A 15,363-nucleotide genomic window follows, 5' to 3' on the forward strand; every position below is an offset into this window, starting at 1 on the left:
ATATATGGGATGTAAAATTATATATTGAGATTATTTGGCGGTCGGGTTTATAGTCGGCTCCATCAGTTACACGCACTCACACTTAAAAAAACAAAACAGGTGAAGTGATGCAGCGATTTTCCAAAAAGCCTTTTGACCGGACATCGACAGATGCCCGGTTTTTGTCGTGCTTTCAAAAAGGAGTCTTGATCCATGGCTGAACCTCTTTCCTTGCCACCGGTGCCCGAACCGCCGAAGGGTGAGCGCCTGAAAAACAAGGTCGTGCTGCTGACCGGCGCCGCTCAGGGTATAGGCGAGGCGATTGTCGCGACCTTCGCTTCCCAGCAGGCCAAGCTGATCATCAGCGATATCCAGGGTGAGAAAGTCGAAAAAGTCGCGGCTCACTGGCGGGACAAAGGTTCTGACGTGCAGGCGATCAAGGCCGACGTATCCAACCAGCAAGACCTGCACGCCATGGCCAAACGGGCGATCGAGCTGCATGGTCGGATCGACGTGCTGGTCAATTGCGCCGGGGTCAATGTGTTCCGCGATCCGCTGGAAATGACCGAGGAAGACTGGCGCCGCTGCTTCGCTATCGATCTGGACGGTGCCTGGTATGGCTGCAAAGCGGTGCTGCCGCAAATGATCGAGCAGGGCATTGGCAGCATCATCAACATCGCCTCGACCCATTCCACTCACATCATTCCCGGCTGTTTCCCGTACCCGGTGGCCAAACACGGTTTGCTCGGCCTGACCCGCGCCCTGGGCATCGAATATGCGCCGAAGGGCATTCGCGTCAATGCCATCGCGCCGGGCTACATCGAAACCCAGTTGAACGTCGATTACTGGAACGGTTTTGCCGACCCGCATGTCGAGCGTCAGCGCGCTTTCGATCTGCACCCGCCACGTCGCATCGGCCAGCCGATTGAAGTCGCCATGACCGCTGTTTTCCTGGCCAGCGATGAAGCGCCGTTCATCAATGCTTCGTGCATCACCATCGATGGCGGTCGCTCGGTCATGTACCACGACTGAGTCAATCGGGTTTCAGGTGCTGAACTACGTCTGAAATCCAATCATCATACGATATGACTATTTGCAGTACCGGCTTTCAAATAACGCTCAAAAAAAATAACAAGGAGTCAGCTTATGAATCGTCGTCGTGGGATCCGTTCCCTGTGCTGTGCCGCTTTGGCGGTCACCGCGGTCAGCCTGAGCAGTACGTTGCTGGCGGCCGAGGAAGTGAAGATCGGCTTTCTGGTCAAGCAGGCGGAAGAACCCTGGTTCCAAACCGAATGGGCATTTGCCGAAAAGGCCGGGAAAGAGAAGGGCTTCACCGTCATCAAGATCGCCGTGCCAGACGGCGAGAAAACCCTCTCGGCCATCGACAGCCTCGCCGCCAACGGTGCCAAGGGCTTTGTGATCTGCCCGCCAGACGTATCCCTGGGACCTGCGATCATGGCCAAAGCCAAACTCAACGGTTTGAAAGTCATCGCAGTCGATGACCGCTTCGTTGATGCCAGCGGCAAGTTCATGGAACACGTTCCTTACCTCGGTATGGCCGCGTTCGAAGTCGGCCAGAAACAAGGCAACGCCATGGCCACCGAAGCGAAGAAACGCGGCTGGGACTGGAAAGACACCTACGCGGTGATCAACACCTACAACGAACTCGATACCGGCAAGAAACGCACCGACGGTTCGGTCAAAGCGCTGGAAGACGCCGGCATGCCCAAAGACCACATTCTGTTCTCGGCACTGAAAACCCTCGACGTACCGGGCAGCATGGACGCCACCAACTCGGCGCTGGTGAAACTGCCGAGCGCAGCGAAAAACCTGATCATCGGCGGCATGAACGACAACACCGTGCTGGGTGGCGTGCGCGCCACCGAAAGCGCCGGTTTTGCCGCGGCCAACGTGATCGGCATCGGCATCAATGGCACCGACGCCATTGGCGAATTGAAGAAGGCCAACAGCGGCTTCTTCGGCTCGATGCTGCCGAGCCCGCACATCGAGGGCTACAACACCGCCAGCATGATGTACGAGTGGGTCACCACCGGCAAAGAACCGCCGAAGTACACCGCGATGGACGACGTGACGCTGATCACTCGCGAGAACTTCAAGCAGGAACTGGAAAAGATCGGCCTCTGGAACTGAGGGCCGGTTGATTTCATCGGTGGCCCTGGCGACGGGGCTGCCTGATCTGTGTGAGAGGTGGGTTATGCACGCGCAATCAAAAACACAACAACATATTGCCGGCGGCAGTTTGCGCTTCAACGGGATCGGCAAGACCTTTCCCGGGGTGAAGGCGCTCGATGGCATCAGCTTCGTCGCCCACCCGGGGCAGGTTCACGCCTTGATGGGCGAGAACGGCGCCGGCAAATCGACCCTGCTGAAAATCCTCGGCGGTGCTTACACCCCGAGCAGCGGCGATCTGCAGATCGGCGAGCAGGCGATGGCCTTCAAGTCCACCGCCGACAGCATCGGCAGTGGCGTCGCGGTGATCCATCAAGAGCTGCACCTGGTCCCGGAAATGACCGTGGCAGAGAACCTGTTCCTGGGGCATCTGCCGGCCAGTTTCGGCCTGATCAATCGCGGCGCGTTGCGGCAACAGGCATTGGCCTGCCTCAAGGGGCTGGCCGATGAAATCGATCCGCAAGAGAAAGTAGGGCGCCTGTCCCTCGGTCAGCGGCAATTGGTGGAAATCGCCAAGGCCTTGTCCCGTGGGGCGCATGTGATCGCGTTTGACGAACCGACCAGCAGCCTTTCAGCGCGGGAGATTGATCGTTTGATGGCGATCATCGGTCGCCTGCGGGACGAAGGCAAAGTGGTGCTTTACGTCTCCCACCGCATGGAAGAAGTGTTCCGCATCTGCAACGCGGTGACGGTGTTCAAGGACGGTCGCTTTGTGCGCACGTTCGAGGACATGAGTGAACTGACTCACGATCAGTTGGTGACCTGCATGGTCGGTCGCGACATTCAGGACATCTACGATTACCGCCACCGCCAGCGTGGCGCGGTGGCGCTCAAGGTCGACGGTTTGCTGGGACCGGGTTTATGTGAGCCGGTGAGTTTCGAGGTGCACAAAGGCGAGATTCTGGGGCTGTTCGGTTTGGTCGGCGCCGGTCGTACCGAGCTGTTCCGCATGCTCAGCGGCCTTGAGCGCAACACCGCCGGACGCTTGGAATTGCGCGGTCATGAACTGAAGTTGCGTTCACCCCGCGATGCGATTGCCGCCGGGATTCTGCTGTGCCCCGAGGACCGCAAGAAAGAGGGGATCCTGCCGCTCGCCAGCGTCGCCGAGAACATCAACATCAGCGCCCGCGGCGCTCATTCCACCTTCGGCTGCTTGTTGCGTGGCCTGTGGGAGAAGAACAACGCGGACAAGCAGATCAAAGCGCTGAAAGTGAAGACCCCCAACGCGGCGCAGAAAATCATGTACCTGTCCGGCGGCAATCAGCAGAAGGCCATTCTCGGCCGCTGGCTGTCGATGCCGATGAAAGTCCTGCTGCTCGACGAACCGACTCGCGGCATCGACATCGGCGCCAAAGCCGAGATCTACCAGATCATCCACAACCTGGCCGCCAGTGGCATCGCGGTGATCGTGGTCTCCAGCGACCTGATGGAAGTGATGGGTATTTCCGACCGCATCCTGGTGCTCTGCGAAGGCGCGATGCGCGGCGAGTTGTCTCGCGCAGAGGCCAATGAATCCAACCTGCTGCAACTGGCTTTGCCGCGCCAACGCGCTGACGGCGTGGCGAACTGAGAGGTGACTATGACAATCCAAAACAACGCTTTGCCCACCCAGCGCAAACCTCTGGACCTGCGGCGCTTTCTCGATGACTGGGTGATGCTGCTGGCGGCCGTCGGGATCTTCGTGCTCTGCACCTTGCTGATCGACAACTTCCTCTCGCCATTGAACATGCGCGGCCTGGGCCTGGCGATTTCCACGACGGGGATTGCCGCTTGCACCATGTTGTATTGCCTGGCGTCCGGGCACTTCGATTTGTCGGTGGGATCGGTGATAGCCTGTGCCGGCGTGGTCGCAGCGGTGGTGATGCGCGACACCGACAGCGTGTTTCTCGGTGTGGTGGCGGCGCTGTTCATGGGGCTGATCGTTGGGTTGATCAACGGCATCGTGATTGCCAAGCTGCGGGTCAATGCGTTGATTACCACGCTGGCAACCATGCAGATCGTTCGCGGCCTGGCTTACATCTTCGCCAACGGCAAAGCGGTGGGCGTGTCGCAAGAGCAGTTCTTCGTCTTCGGCAATGGCCAGTTGTTGGGTGTGCCGGTGCCGATCCTGATCACCATCGCCTGCTTCCTGTTTTTCGGCTGGCTGCTGAATTACACCACCTACGGGCGCAACACCATGGCCATTGGCGGAAACCAGGAAGCGGCGCTGCTGGCCGGGGTCAACGTTGACCGGACCAAGATCATTATCTTCGCCGTCCACGGGCTGATCGGGGCGTTGGCCGGGGTGATCCTGGCGTCGCGCATGACGTCCGGTCAGCCGATGATTGGCCAGGGTTTTGAGCTGACGGTGATTTCTGCCTGTGTGCTGGGCGGGGTGTCGTTGAGCGGCGGGATCGGCATGATTCGGCATGTGATTGCCGGGGTGCTGATTCTGGCGATCATTGAGAATGCGATGAACCTGAAGAACATCGATACCTTTTACCAGTACGTGATTCGCGGTTCGATCTTGCTGTTAGCCGTGGTGATTGACCGCTTGAAACAGCGCTGAGATTTGTACCGATCTGACTGACGCCTTCACGCGAGCAAGCTCGCTCCCACATTTGGTCTGTGTCGCGCACAAAATATGTGTCCGCCGCAAAACCCTGTGGGAGCGAGCTTGCTCGCGATTGACCGCGCAGCGGTCACTATCGAACATCCTTCTGTCACTTCCCTCAAATATTCCTTGCTCGCTGTGACCCGTTTCGGTTATCAATTTGTACATGATTAGACAGGTACGATTTGACAAGAAACAACGGGTGGTCGACGAACTCATCCGGCGCATCGAAAGCGGCCTCATGGAGGACGGCTTTCTGTTGCCGGGCGAGCATCAATTGGCTCAAGAATTCAAAGTCAGCCGCGGCACGCTGCGCGAAGCCCTGGCTGAGTTGAAACGGCGCAACTACATCGCGACGCAAAGCGGGGTGGGTTCCATCGTCACCTTCGACGGTGTGGTGCTCGATCAGCGCAGCGGCTGGGCCCAGGCCCTGGCCGACAGCGGGGCGCTGATCAACACCGAAGTGCTGCGGCTGGAAGCGGTCACCCGTCCTGACCTGTTGCCGCGTTTCGGCACCGACCAATTCATCACCCTCGACCGTCGCCGCCGTTCCAACGAAGGCAAACTGGTCTCCCTTGAACGCTCATTGATGCCCGCCACCGGAGGCCTGGAAAGCCTGCCGCGGGTCGGCCTTATCGACAACTCCCTGACCATCACCCTGGCCGCTTATGGCTATATCGGCGAACGCGGCGATCAATGGATCGGCGCCGAACCCTTGAACGCAAAAGACGCTGAACTGCTCGGTCGTCCGGTCGGCACGGTGTTCCTCAAGGCCTTGCGCACCACCTACGACCGGCAAAACCGCTTCATGGAACAGGTCGAAAGCTTGCTCGACCCGGTGCATTTTCGCCTGCACCTGCAATTTGGAGAGTCCAAGTGACCGCGCTCAATCGAGCCCTCGGCGCGTTCTACGGATTGGCCCTGGGCGATGCGCTGGGCATGCCGACCCAATCCCTGAGTCGCGCCGAGATCAAGGTGCGCTTCGGCAAAATCACTGACCTGGAAGACGCAGGCCCCGATCAACCGATCGCCGCCAACATGCTCAAAGGCTCGATCACCGATGACACCGAACAGGCGATTCTGGTCGGCCAATTGCTGGTTGAAGGCGAGGGCCGGATCGAACCGTCGCTGCTTGCCCAACGGCTGATCGAATGGGAAGCCGCGATGCAGGCCAAGGGCTCGCAAGACTTGCTCGGCCCTTCGACCAAGCGTGCCATCGAAATGATCCTCGCCGGCCACTCGCCGGAAGAAGCGGGGCGCTACGGCACCACCAATGGCGCGGCAATGCGCATCACGCCGGTGGGGATTGCGGCGGATGTCGCCAACCCTGAGCGATTCATCAACGCTGTCGTGCAGGCGTGCCAGGTCACCCACAACACCACGCTGGGCATTTCCAGCGCGTCGGCGGTGGCGGCGGTAGTCTCGGCCGGTATCAACGGCATGGACCTGGGCGAGGCGTTGAACCTCGGCCAGCAAATCGCTCAGCAAGCTGAAAGCCACGGTTACTGGGTGGCTGGCGGACGCATCGCCTCGCGCATCAGCTGGGCGCGGACCATCAGTGTCGACAGCGACAAGGCATTGCTGGCGGATTTGATGTACGACGTGATCGGCACTTCGGTGGCTTCGCAGGAGTCGGTGGTGGTCTCGTTTGCCCTGGCCCAGCAAGTGGCCATCGGTGAAATGAACGCGTTCGAAGCACTGTGCATGGCCGCGAGCCTTGGCGGCGACACCGACACCATCGCGGCGATTCTCGGTGCCATGCTCGGCGCCTGCCTGGGCCTTGAGAGTTGGCCGGCGGCGTTGATCGACAAGGTCAAAACTGTCAATGATCTGGAGCTGGAACCTCTTGTGAAAGGACTCCTTGCCCTGCGTTGACAGCACTGACGCCATCGCGAGCAAGCTCGCTCCCACAGGTACAGCGTGTACCTGAAGACTTGCACTATCCCTTGTGGGAGCGAGCTTGCTCGCGATGGGCGCGCCGCCTACTTGAATTTTTCACCGCAACGGAAAGCACAAACACGGCCAGGACCGCCGGGACGTTATGTCGACTTCCGCAATTGCCCACAACCACAACAAAGGCAACAGGAGCATTTCACATGAATTCATCAAACGCCGGGCAAAGTGCCGGGCAACTGGAAACCCGTGGCATCGAGCCTGTGCCGGAAGCGGAGTGCAACGGTCATCCGCTGCAACTGTTCTGGGTCTGGTTTGCCGCCAACATCTCCATCCTCGGCCTGCCGCTGGGCGCGACCCTCGTAGCCTTTCGCGGCTTGGCGATCTGGCAGGCGATCATCGTCGCGATCTTGGGTGCCGCCGGTTCCTTCGCGGTGGTCGGGATCATCTCCATTGCCGGTCGCCGTGGCCGCGCACCGAGCCTGACGTTGTCGCGAGCGATCTTCGGTGTACGCGGCAATATCGGGCCGACCCTGGTCTCGCTGATGTCGCGTCTGGGCTGGGAAACCGTCAACACCACCACCGCCGCATTCGTGTTGTTGTCGCTGTGCTCGATCCTGTTCGGCTCGCCGGTGGAAGCCAAAAGCGCACCCGTGCTGACGTTGATCTTCATTGCGATTTTCGTACTGCTGACCCTGTCGGTGTCGGGTCTCGGTCACGCCACCTTGCTGGTGATCCAGAAGTGGGCCACCTACGTGTTCGGCGCGCTGAACATTTTGGTCGGCGGTTTCCTCTGCGCCACCATCGACTGGAGCGCGGTGTTCAACGCCACGCCCGCACCGCTTAGCGCGATGATCATCGGCGTCGGCACCATGGCTGCCGGCACCGGGATTGGTTGGGCCAACGCCGGTGCCGACATGTCGCGCTACCAGCACCGCAGCGTCAAAGCCGTGCGCCTGGTGGCGTCGGCGGCGTTCGGTGCGGGGATCCCGCTGGTGTTGCTGATCACCCTCGGCGGCCTGCTGTCGGTGGGCAACAATGACCTGGCCTCGGCCACTGACCCGATCATTGCCATCCGCGACATGCTGCCGACCTGGATGGCCGTGCCGTACCTGATCACCGCGTTCGGTGGGCTGCTGCTGTCGAACAACCTGTCGGTGTACTCCGCCGGTTTGACCACGCTGACCCTCGGCCTGAAGGTCAAGCGCGTCTACGCGGTGGTGGTGGACATCGTCGCGATCTTCGCCGGTTCGATCTATTTCATGCTGATCGCCGACAGTTTCTACGGCCCGTTCATTACCTTCATTTCGCTGCTGGCCGTGCCGATCACCGCGTGGGTCGGGATCTTCGTCGTCGACCTGATTCACCGTCATTACTACAGCCCCAAAGACCTGTTGGACGTCAGCCCGAGCAGCGCTTACTGGTACAGCGGCGGTGTCGAGTGGCGCGCCTTCGGTGCGTGGGCATTGGCGATCGTGCTGGGTTTCAGCTTCACCACCATCGGCACGACCGAGCAAACCGTCTGGTTCCGCGGTTTCTTGTCCGACTCCTGGCTGGGCCATAACGGCCTCGGCTGGATCGTGACGTTCCTGGTGGCGGGTGGCATTTATTTTGTACTCGGTGGCGCCAAGGATCGCCGCGCCGCGTTGACCGAGAACGCTCATGCCTAGATTGCTGCACACCGGCCAGGTCATGATCGACCTGGTCATGGCCGTGAATAAACTGCCGCATTCGGGCGGCGATGTGCTGGCGCAATCCGCCAGTTTCGAGGCTGGCGGCGGCTTCAATGTGATGGCTGCCGCCCAGCGCAATGGTTTGCCGGTGGTTTACCTCGGCCGCCATGGCACCGGGCGTTTCGGTGATCTTGCCCGTGAAGCGATGAAGGCTGAAGGCATTCGGATCGGCATCACGCACCGCGCCGAACGGGATACGGGATTGTGCGTCGCGTTGACCGAAGCGTCAGCCGAGCGCAGTTTCATTTCCTATATCGGTGCCGAAGGTGAACTGACTGCCGAGGATCTGGCCAGCGTGCCGGCCGAGGCGGGTGACTATGTCTACGTCAGCGGCTACAGCCTGCTGCATGGCGGCAAAGCCCAGGCGCTGGTGGATTGGGTGCTGGATTTGCCGCGAGGAATCAACGTGGTTTTCGATCCGGGCCCGCTGGTGGATTCGCCGGATGAACCGTTGATGCAAGCCTTGCTGTCACGCATCGATCTGTGGACCAGCAACAGTGTTGAGGCGGTGAAGTTTACCGGTGCGTCGGACATTGCCGAGGCCTTGAGCCGGTTGGCCGATCATCTTCCGGCCGACGTCTTGATGGTGGTGCGGGACGGCCCACAAGGGTGCTGGATCAGCCAGCGTGGAGACCGCCAGCATGTGCCGGCTTTCAAGGTTGCGGCGGTGGACAGCAACGGCGCGGGGGATGCGCATGCCGGGGTATTTGTGGCCGGGTTGGCGCAAGGATTGTCGGCGAGTGAGGCGGCGCTGCGGGCTAATGCGGCGGCTGCGTTGGCGGTCACTCGATGGGGGCCGGCGACTTCGCCGGGGACTGCTGAGGTGGATACGTTGATCAGCCAGGCGTTCGGTGGCTGATCGGCCGCCTATCGCGAGCAAGCTCGCGATGGGGCCCTCAGCCGTTTAGATATCCAGCTTGCGCGCCGCCTCAACCCCTGCAGCACTGAGTTTGATCGGCAAGTTCAACGAGTGCTCACCGGCCTCGTTGCAGATCACATGACCATGCTGGATCAATCCACGATCCTGCAGCGTGGCGAGGGTGCTGGCCACGACTTTCTCCCCCCGGTAATTGTCCAGGACCTCTTTGCCCAAACCACCTGGATGGGCATGCAGCAGACGGGTCAGGACTTCTGTCTCAAGGTTTTTATCGACGTTCATGGTTACCTCTTCATGGATGTGGATAGGTCCATTTAATTGGAGTCCTTACTTGAGTTGGTCCGCCCCCGATTTGGATTGGTGCCTGATGAACGACGAACGGTCCAGGCCTGCTGCAACGCTATGCTGGTAACGGCTCGGCGCCAAACCAGCCGGCCGACGCTGATCAGCCAATTCAGTACAGCAACCACCAATACCGTGAGCAGCAGCGTCGCCATCCCCTGTTCCACGATGATTTTTCCGGCCAGCAACGGAAAGCCAAACACGCCGATAAAGTAAGACAGGCTGAACAGCAGCAAGGATTGCGCGGTGGTGCCGTTCGGCGCCTCGTTGGCCGCCAGGCCGTTGATCACCGAATAGGTCAGCCCGTAACCGACCCCGAGCATCACCGCCGCCAGCACGTAGCTGAACCCGTCGTCGACGACAAACCCGAACATCAGGATTGAGCCCATCATCAAGCCCGACAGCAGGCAGGACGCCCGGAACGGGTCGCGCTTGACCACGAAACCGGCGATCAGCATGCGGCTGCTGATCGCTGCGCTCATGAAACCGAGGAAGAACAATGAATAGTCGAGTGAACGTGCCGCCGCGTAGCTGGTTTGAAAACTCGACAGACCGCCGAAAACGCAACCGCCAAGCCCGACCATGATGATCGGAAACACTGCTCTGGACGACAGCACTTGCGCCGCTGCACGCCAGGAAATTCGCGACACCGCTGCCGAGTGGGCTGACGCATTTTTCAGCTGCGAATCCAACCGCCAGAACAGCAACACGCCGATCAGGCTGGCCAGCGCCGCGAGGTAAAACGCCGCGGTGATCGGATAGCCGAGGGCACTGGCAGCGCGACCTAACAAGGGACCGCTGCCGATCCCGGTCATCATGCTGCCCGACAGCAGCGCAAAGTATTTTGCGCGTTGGGCAGGCGTGACCAGACTCGCCACGATGATCGGCCCGAGGGTGTAGAACACGCGCCAACCCAGCCCCAGCAACAGCCCGAAAAACAACAGCAAATTGCCGAAGCCTGGCGCCAAGGCGAAGCCCAGGCTGGCGGCCACCAGCAGAATGCCGAACAACGCAATCGAGCGCGCCGCCCCGAGCAGGTCGGACAAGTGCCCGGAAACAATAACGGCGACAAAGGTGCTGAGCATCGCCGCCGAAATCACACTGCCGGCATCGTGCTCGTTGCCGCCGCGGGAACCGATCAACAACGACAGTAAAAAGGTCGAGCCATAGGACAGCGACAGCAAGTAGCTGGCCAGGCAAAACAGGCCGAACAATCTGCTTGAGACTTGGGGTGTTGCGCTAGGCATGACGCGGTTCCTTGGCCCGATAGAAGAGAGCTTCATCTATCTATCACGCACGGCGTCGATGTCAGGTATGTGGTTATCGATTTCAGGGTTAGCGCTGGCCGGAGTAATGCGTTTAGCAGACGCCTATTTCTTCCTTGAACAGCTCCATGAAGCCCTTCAGGCGCTCGTGACGAATCTGCGCCAGACGCTGGCCGGTGGTCGTCTGGAATCCGTCCGCCAGGTGCAGCAGTTTGGTCTGGAAATGGTCGAGGCAAAAACGTTTGTCATCGTATTCTCGTGCCTTCGCCTCAGGATCTTGCGGGTCGTACAACGCGCTACCCATACGTCCGGCGATGTAAAAGGTGCGCGCCACACCGAGCATGCCGAGGGAATCGAGGCGGTCGGCGTCCTGCACGATTTTCGCTTCGAGCGTGGTCGGCGCGATGTTGGCGGAAAAACTGTGCGCTTCGATGGCGTGGGCAACCGCGCTGACTTTTGCGTCTGGCCAGGCCATGTCCGTCAACAATTTCGATGCCTTCTCGGCGGCCAGCCGCGACGCCTGAGAACGCAGCGGCGAGTTCTTCTCCACCGCCACGCAATCGTGCAAAAGCACTGCCGCCAGCAGCACCTCAAGATCGCCACCTTCTTCAGCATGGAGTATTCGCGCGTTGTGCCAGACCCGCTGCAAGTGCGACAGATCGTGAGCGCCGTCCTCTGAGGGTTCCAGCGCGTGGGGCAGCAGTTGCGCAGCGAGGAGTTGCAGTGGTGCGAAAGCATTAGTGTTCATAAACATCCTGTTAAGTGAAAACGTCTTTTGCAGTGACATAGCCCTGGTACACATGCTCCATGGATCAGCTTTGAATTTCCAGTGTGACGAGCGCCGCTCGCCGACTTAGTATGGCGTTTTCCATTTTTGACGAAGGCACGTCCATGACGATCGAGATCCGCCCGGCGACCCCGAGCGATGCACCGCAAATCCTCGGGTTCATCACTGAACTGGCCGACTACGAACGTGCCCGTCACGAAGTCATCGCCAGCGTCGCCGACATCGAGCGCAGCCTGTTCAGCGAAGGCGCCACCGCTCACGGGCTGATCTGCTTGCGGGATGGCTCGCCAATCGGCTTTGCGGTGTTCTTCTTCAGTTACTCCACGTGGCTCGGCAGCAACTGTCTGTACCTCGAAGACCTCTACATCACCCCCGAACAACGCGGTGGCGGCGCGGGTAAAACCTTGCTGCGTCACCTGGCGAAAATCGCCTGCGCCAATGATTGCGGTCGATTTGAGTGGAGCGTGCTGGACTGGAACAAACCGGCGATCGAGTTCTACAACTCGTTGGGCGCGCAGCCGCAGGAAGAGTGGGTTCGGTATCGGATGGATGGGGCGGTATTGCGGGAGTTTGCCGAGGGCTAGATCCCAACCGGCGTCTATTAAAGATCGCAGCCTTCGGCAGCTCCTACACCTATCCGTAGGAGCTGCCGAAGGCTGCGATCTTTTTTTGACTTCGTCCCAACATATGGGAGTGATATTTATATATTGAGATTTTTATGCGTCCGGGTTTATAGTCCAGCTCACTCACTGCCAATAAACAAAACAGGTGAAGCGATGCTGGCGCAATTGATCGCGCTCGATTGGGGGACAACCTCATTACGTGCTTACAAACTCGCCGCGGGTGACCAGGTGCTCGAACAGCGTTCGCTGTCGTCGGGGATCATGCAGCTGCCCAGGACGCCGCGAATGATCGCGGGTCAGGAATGTACCGACGGTTTTGAACTGGCCTTCGATGAGGCTTGCGGTGACTGGCTCGACGCGCAGCCCGATTTGCCGGTGATTGCATGCGGCATGGTCGGCAGCGCACAAGGCTGGCTCGAAGCGGCTTACCGCGATACGCCGGCAAACGTCGCCAATCTCGGAATCTCCCTACAAACGGTGCGCAGTCTTCGCGGTGTCGATGTGCACATTGTGCCGGGCGTGATTCAGCGTTCGCGCCTGCCGAATGTGATGCGTGGCGAAGAAACCCAGGTGCTTGGCGTTCTACAAAACTTGCCGGGCGAGGCGGGCAACGATCTGTTGATCGGCTTGCCGGGCAGTCATTCGAAGTGGGTGGAAGTGGCCGACGGCTGCATCGTGCATTTCGATACCTTCATGACCGGCGAAGTCTTCGCGGTGCTCAGCGAACACAGCATTCTCGGGCGCACTCAGCAAAAGGGCGCGTCCTTCGATGGCCAAGCCTTTGATCGTGGTGTGCAGGTGGCCCTGTCGACGGATGGCGAGATCGGTCCGTTGTCGACATTGTTCAGTGCCCGCAGCCTCGGGTTGACTGGCGAACTTAGCGCCACTGCCCAACCGGATTACTTGTCCGGCTTGTTGATCGGCCATGAGCTGTCGGCGCTGGCCAGCGTCCAGCGACGCCGACGCAACAGCGTTCATCTGCCTTCGATCATTCTCATCGGTAACTCTCAACTCTGTGCCCGCTACAGCCGAGCCCTCGACGCCTGTGGTTTTGCCCGGGTGACCCTGGCCGAACAAGCCACCGAACGCGGCTTGTGGCAGTTGGCGGTTGCCGCCGGACTGATCACACCCAACCCATCCCGTTAAACCTGACTGGAGGTCTGACATGCTCAAGCAAGCATTGGCGCAAAACGGTCTGATTGCGATTTTGCGTGGCCTGCGCCCGCAAGAAGCGGCAGCCATCGGCGAAGTGCTTTACGCCGCCGGATTTCGCGTCATCGAAGTGCCGCTTAATTCCCCTGAACCGTACGAAAGTATCCGCATCCTGCGCAGTACCTTGCCCGCCGATTGCCTGATCGGCGCGGGCACCGTGTTGACGCCGGAACAGGTTGAGCAAGTGAAAGCGGCAGGCGGTCAGGTGATCGTCATGCCGCACAGCGATGCCAAGGTGTTGCGCGCAGCGAAAGCGGCGGGGTTGTTCCTGTCGCCAGGTGTGGCGACGCCGACTGAGGCCTTCGCAGCATTGGCCGAAGGGGCGGACGTGCTGAAGATGTTCCCGGCCGAGCAGATGGGCCCGGCAGTCGTCAAAGCCTGGCTCGCGGTGCTGCCTGCGGGAACGATTCTGGCGCCGGTCGGCGGGATCACGCCGGACAACATGCAGGTGTTTGTCGACGCGGGCGTCAAAGGCTTCGGCCTCGGTTCCGGCTTGTTCAAACCGGGCATGACGCCAGAGGAAGTGGCGGTAAACGCCAAGGCATATGTCGCTGCATGGAACGCTCTGCGTTAAGACTTTTTGGCGCCGAGCGCGCTACATCTATAAGAGAGACAAAAAGATGAAAATCACCAAACTGACCACCTTCATCGTTCCGCCGCGCTGGTGCTTCCTCAAAGTCGAAACCGACGAGGGCGTGACCGGCTGGGGCGAACCCGTGGTCGAAGGCCGCGCTCACACCGTCGCTGCCGCTGTTGAAGAATTGTCCGACTACCTGATCGGCAAAGACCCACGCAACATCGAAGACATCTGGACCGTGCTCTACCGCGGCGGCTTCTACCGGGGCGGCGCAATCCACATGAGCGCGCTGGCCGGTATCGACCAGGCGTTGTGGGACATCAAGGGCAAGGCCTTGGGTGTGTCGGTCAGCGATCTGCTGGGCGGTCAGGTGCGGGACAAGATTCGCGTCTATTCGTGGATCGGCGGCGACCGGCCGGCGGACACCGCTCGCGCTGCGAAAGAGGCCGTCGAACGTGGTTTCACTGCGGTGAAAATGAACGGCACCGAAGAGCTGCAATTCCTCGATTCCTTCGAAAAAGTCGACCTGGCCCTGGCCAACGTCGCCGCCGTGCGCGATGCGGTGGGCCCGAACGTCGGCATCGGCGTGGACTTCCATGGCCGGGTGCACAAGCCCATGGCTAAGGTGCTGATGAAGGAACTCGACCCGTACAAACTGATGTTCATCGAAGAGCCGGTGCTTAGCGAAAACTACGAAGCGCTGAAAGAATTGGCGCCGCTGACCAGCACGCCGATCGCTCTTGGCGAGCGGCTGTTCTCTCGCTGGGATTTCAAACGTGTGCTCAGCGAAGGTTACGTCGACATCATCCAGCCGGACGCGTCACACGCCGGCGGTATCACCGAAACCCGCAAGATCGCCAACATGGCCGAAGCCTACGACGTGGCGCTGGCGCTGCATTGCCCGCTTGGCCCGATTGCACTGGCGGCGTGTTTGCAGCTGGATGCGGTTTGCTACAACGCGTTCATCCAGGAACAGAGCCTGGGTATTCATTACAACGAGAGCAACGACCTGCTGGATTACGTGAAAGATCCACGTGTGTTCGACTACGACAAAGGCTTCGTGAAAATCCCGAATGGTCCGGGCCTGGGGATCGAGATCAACGAGGAATATGTGATCGAACGTGCGGCCGTCGGCCACCGCTGGCGTAACCCGATCTGGCGCCATGCCGATGGCAGCTTTGCTGAGTGGTGAGTTCTCCCTGACCCACCGCAAATCCCTGTGGGAGCCAACCTGCTGGCGATTTGGTCGGCACCCCCAGCATTCTTGGTGACTGACACACCGCTATCGCCAG

General features: G+C 60.1%; 15 protein-coding genes. 12 read left to right on the plus strand and 3 right to left on the minus strand.

Features of this window, described 5'->3' with window-relative positions; translation table 11 throughout:
• Positions 1–192: 192 nt before the first annotated feature.
• The 8 genes from MO767_RS15735 to MO767_RS15770 all read left to right on the plus strand — a co-directional run bounded on the left by MO767_RS15735 (position 193) and on the right by MO767_RS15770 (position 9,247).
• Positions 193–1,011 carry an SDR family oxidoreductase gene (locus tag MO767_RS15735; protein ID WP_282481253.1) on the plus strand — a complete coding sequence of 273 codons (819 nt, stop codon included), beginning with the start codon at positions 193–195 and terminating at the stop codon, positions 1,009–1,011.
• A 114-nt stretch (positions 1,012–1,125) separates the two neighbouring features.
• The gene (locus tag MO767_RS15740) at positions 1,126–2,130 is read left to right on the plus strand and encodes a substrate-binding domain-containing protein (protein WP_282481254.1); all 1,005 of its coding nucleotides are present in this window, start codon (positions 1,126–1,128) and stop codon (positions 2,128–2,130) included.
• Positions 2,131–2,194: 64 nt separating this feature from the next.
• Positions 2,195–3,739, plus strand: a complete 1,545-nt coding sequence (araG, locus tag MO767_RS15745) for an L-arabinose ABC transporter ATP-binding protein AraG (RefSeq protein ID WP_282481255.1) — start codon at positions 2,195–2,197, stop codon at positions 3,737–3,739.
• A 9-nt stretch (positions 3,740–3,748) separates the two neighbouring features.
• Positions 3,749–4,717 (plus strand): L-arabinose ABC transporter permease AraH, encoded by a 969-nt coding sequence (gene araH, locus MO767_RS15750; protein WP_282481256.1) that lies wholly within the window; start codon positions 3,749–3,751, stop codon positions 4,715–4,717.
• Positions 4,718–4,928: 211 nt separating this feature from the next.
• The gene (locus MO767_RS15755) at positions 4,929–5,642 is read left to right on the plus strand and encodes a GntR family transcriptional regulator (protein WP_282481257.1); all 714 of its coding nucleotides are present in this window, start codon (positions 4,929–4,931) and stop codon (positions 5,640–5,642) included.
• Entirely contained in the window at positions 5,639–6,637 is a 999-nt protein-coding gene (locus MO767_RS15760) for an ADP-ribosylglycohydrolase family protein (RefSeq protein WP_282481258.1), read from the plus strand. Before MO767_RS15755 ends, MO767_RS15760 begins: the two co-directional genes overlap by 4 nt.
• 221 nt (positions 6,638–6,858) lie before the next feature.
• Positions 6,859–8,325 carry a cytosine permease gene (locus tag MO767_RS15765; protein WP_282481259.1) on the plus strand — a complete coding sequence of 489 codons (1,467 nt, stop codon included), beginning with the start codon at positions 6,859–6,861 and terminating at the stop codon, positions 8,323–8,325.
• Positions 8,318–9,247, plus strand: coding sequence for a PfkB family carbohydrate kinase (locus tag MO767_RS15770; RefSeq protein WP_282481260.1), 930 nt, complete (start codon positions 8,318–8,320; stop codon positions 9,245–9,247). The genes MO767_RS15765 and MO767_RS15770 overlap by 8 nt, the downstream gene beginning before the upstream one ends.
• A gap of 45 nt (positions 9,248–9,292) precedes the next feature.
• On the opposite strand, the gene MO767_RS15775 is transcribed toward MO767_RS15770, so the two are convergent.
• The 3 genes from MO767_RS15775 to MO767_RS15785 all read right to left on the minus strand — a co-directional run bounded on the left by MO767_RS15775 (position 9,293) and on the right by MO767_RS15785 (position 11,620).
• A complete protein-coding gene (locus MO767_RS15775; protein ID WP_282481261.1) occupies positions 9,293–9,547 on the minus strand; it encodes a hypothetical protein in 255 nt (84 codons plus the stop codon).
• A 32-nt stretch (positions 9,548–9,579) separates the two neighbouring features.
• Complete coding sequence (locus MO767_RS15780; protein WP_282481262.1) at positions 9,580–10,854, minus strand: MFS transporter; 1,275 nt, start codon at positions 10,852–10,854, stop codon at positions 9,580–9,582.
• A gap of 112 nt (positions 10,855–10,966) precedes the next feature.
• The gene (locus MO767_RS15785; protein WP_282481263.1) at positions 10,967–11,620 is read right to left on the minus strand and encodes an HD domain-containing protein; all 654 of its coding nucleotides are present in this window, start codon (positions 11,618–11,620) and stop codon (positions 10,967–10,969) included.
• Between the two features lie 143 nt (positions 11,621–11,763).
• Between MO767_RS15785 and MO767_RS15790 the strand changes: the two genes are divergently transcribed.
• The 4 genes from MO767_RS15790 (at position 11,764) to dgoD (ending at position 15,263) form a co-directional block, all read left to right on the plus strand.
• Positions 11,764–12,243, plus strand: a complete 480-nt coding sequence (locus MO767_RS15790) for a GNAT family N-acetyltransferase (protein ID WP_282481264.1) — start codon at positions 11,764–11,766, stop codon at positions 12,241–12,243.
• Between the two features lie 192 nt (positions 12,244–12,435).
• A complete protein-coding gene (locus tag MO767_RS15795; RefSeq protein WP_282481265.1) occupies positions 12,436–13,428 on the plus strand; it encodes a 2-dehydro-3-deoxygalactonokinase in 993 nt (330 codons plus the stop codon).
• Positions 13,429–13,447: 19 nt separating this feature from the next.
• Positions 13,448–14,068: a 2-dehydro-3-deoxy-6-phosphogalactonate aldolase gene (locus MO767_RS15800; RefSeq protein ID WP_282481266.1), complete on the plus strand. Its 621-nt coding sequence runs from the start codon at positions 13,448–13,450 to the stop codon at positions 14,066–14,068.
• Between the two features lie 46 nt (positions 14,069–14,114).
• The gene (gene dgoD, locus MO767_RS15805) at positions 14,115–15,263 is read left to right on the plus strand and encodes a galactonate dehydratase (protein WP_008152275.1); all 1,149 of its coding nucleotides are present in this window, start codon (positions 14,115–14,117) and stop codon (positions 15,261–15,263) included.
• Positions 15,264–15,363 lie beyond the last annotated feature (100 nt).

The sequence above is a fragment of the Pseudomonas sp. UYIF39 genome (genome assembly GCF_029963765.1).
In the GTDB taxonomy this organism is placed as follows: domain Bacteria; phylum Pseudomonadota; class Gammaproteobacteria; order Pseudomonadales; family Pseudomonadaceae; genus Aquipseudomonas.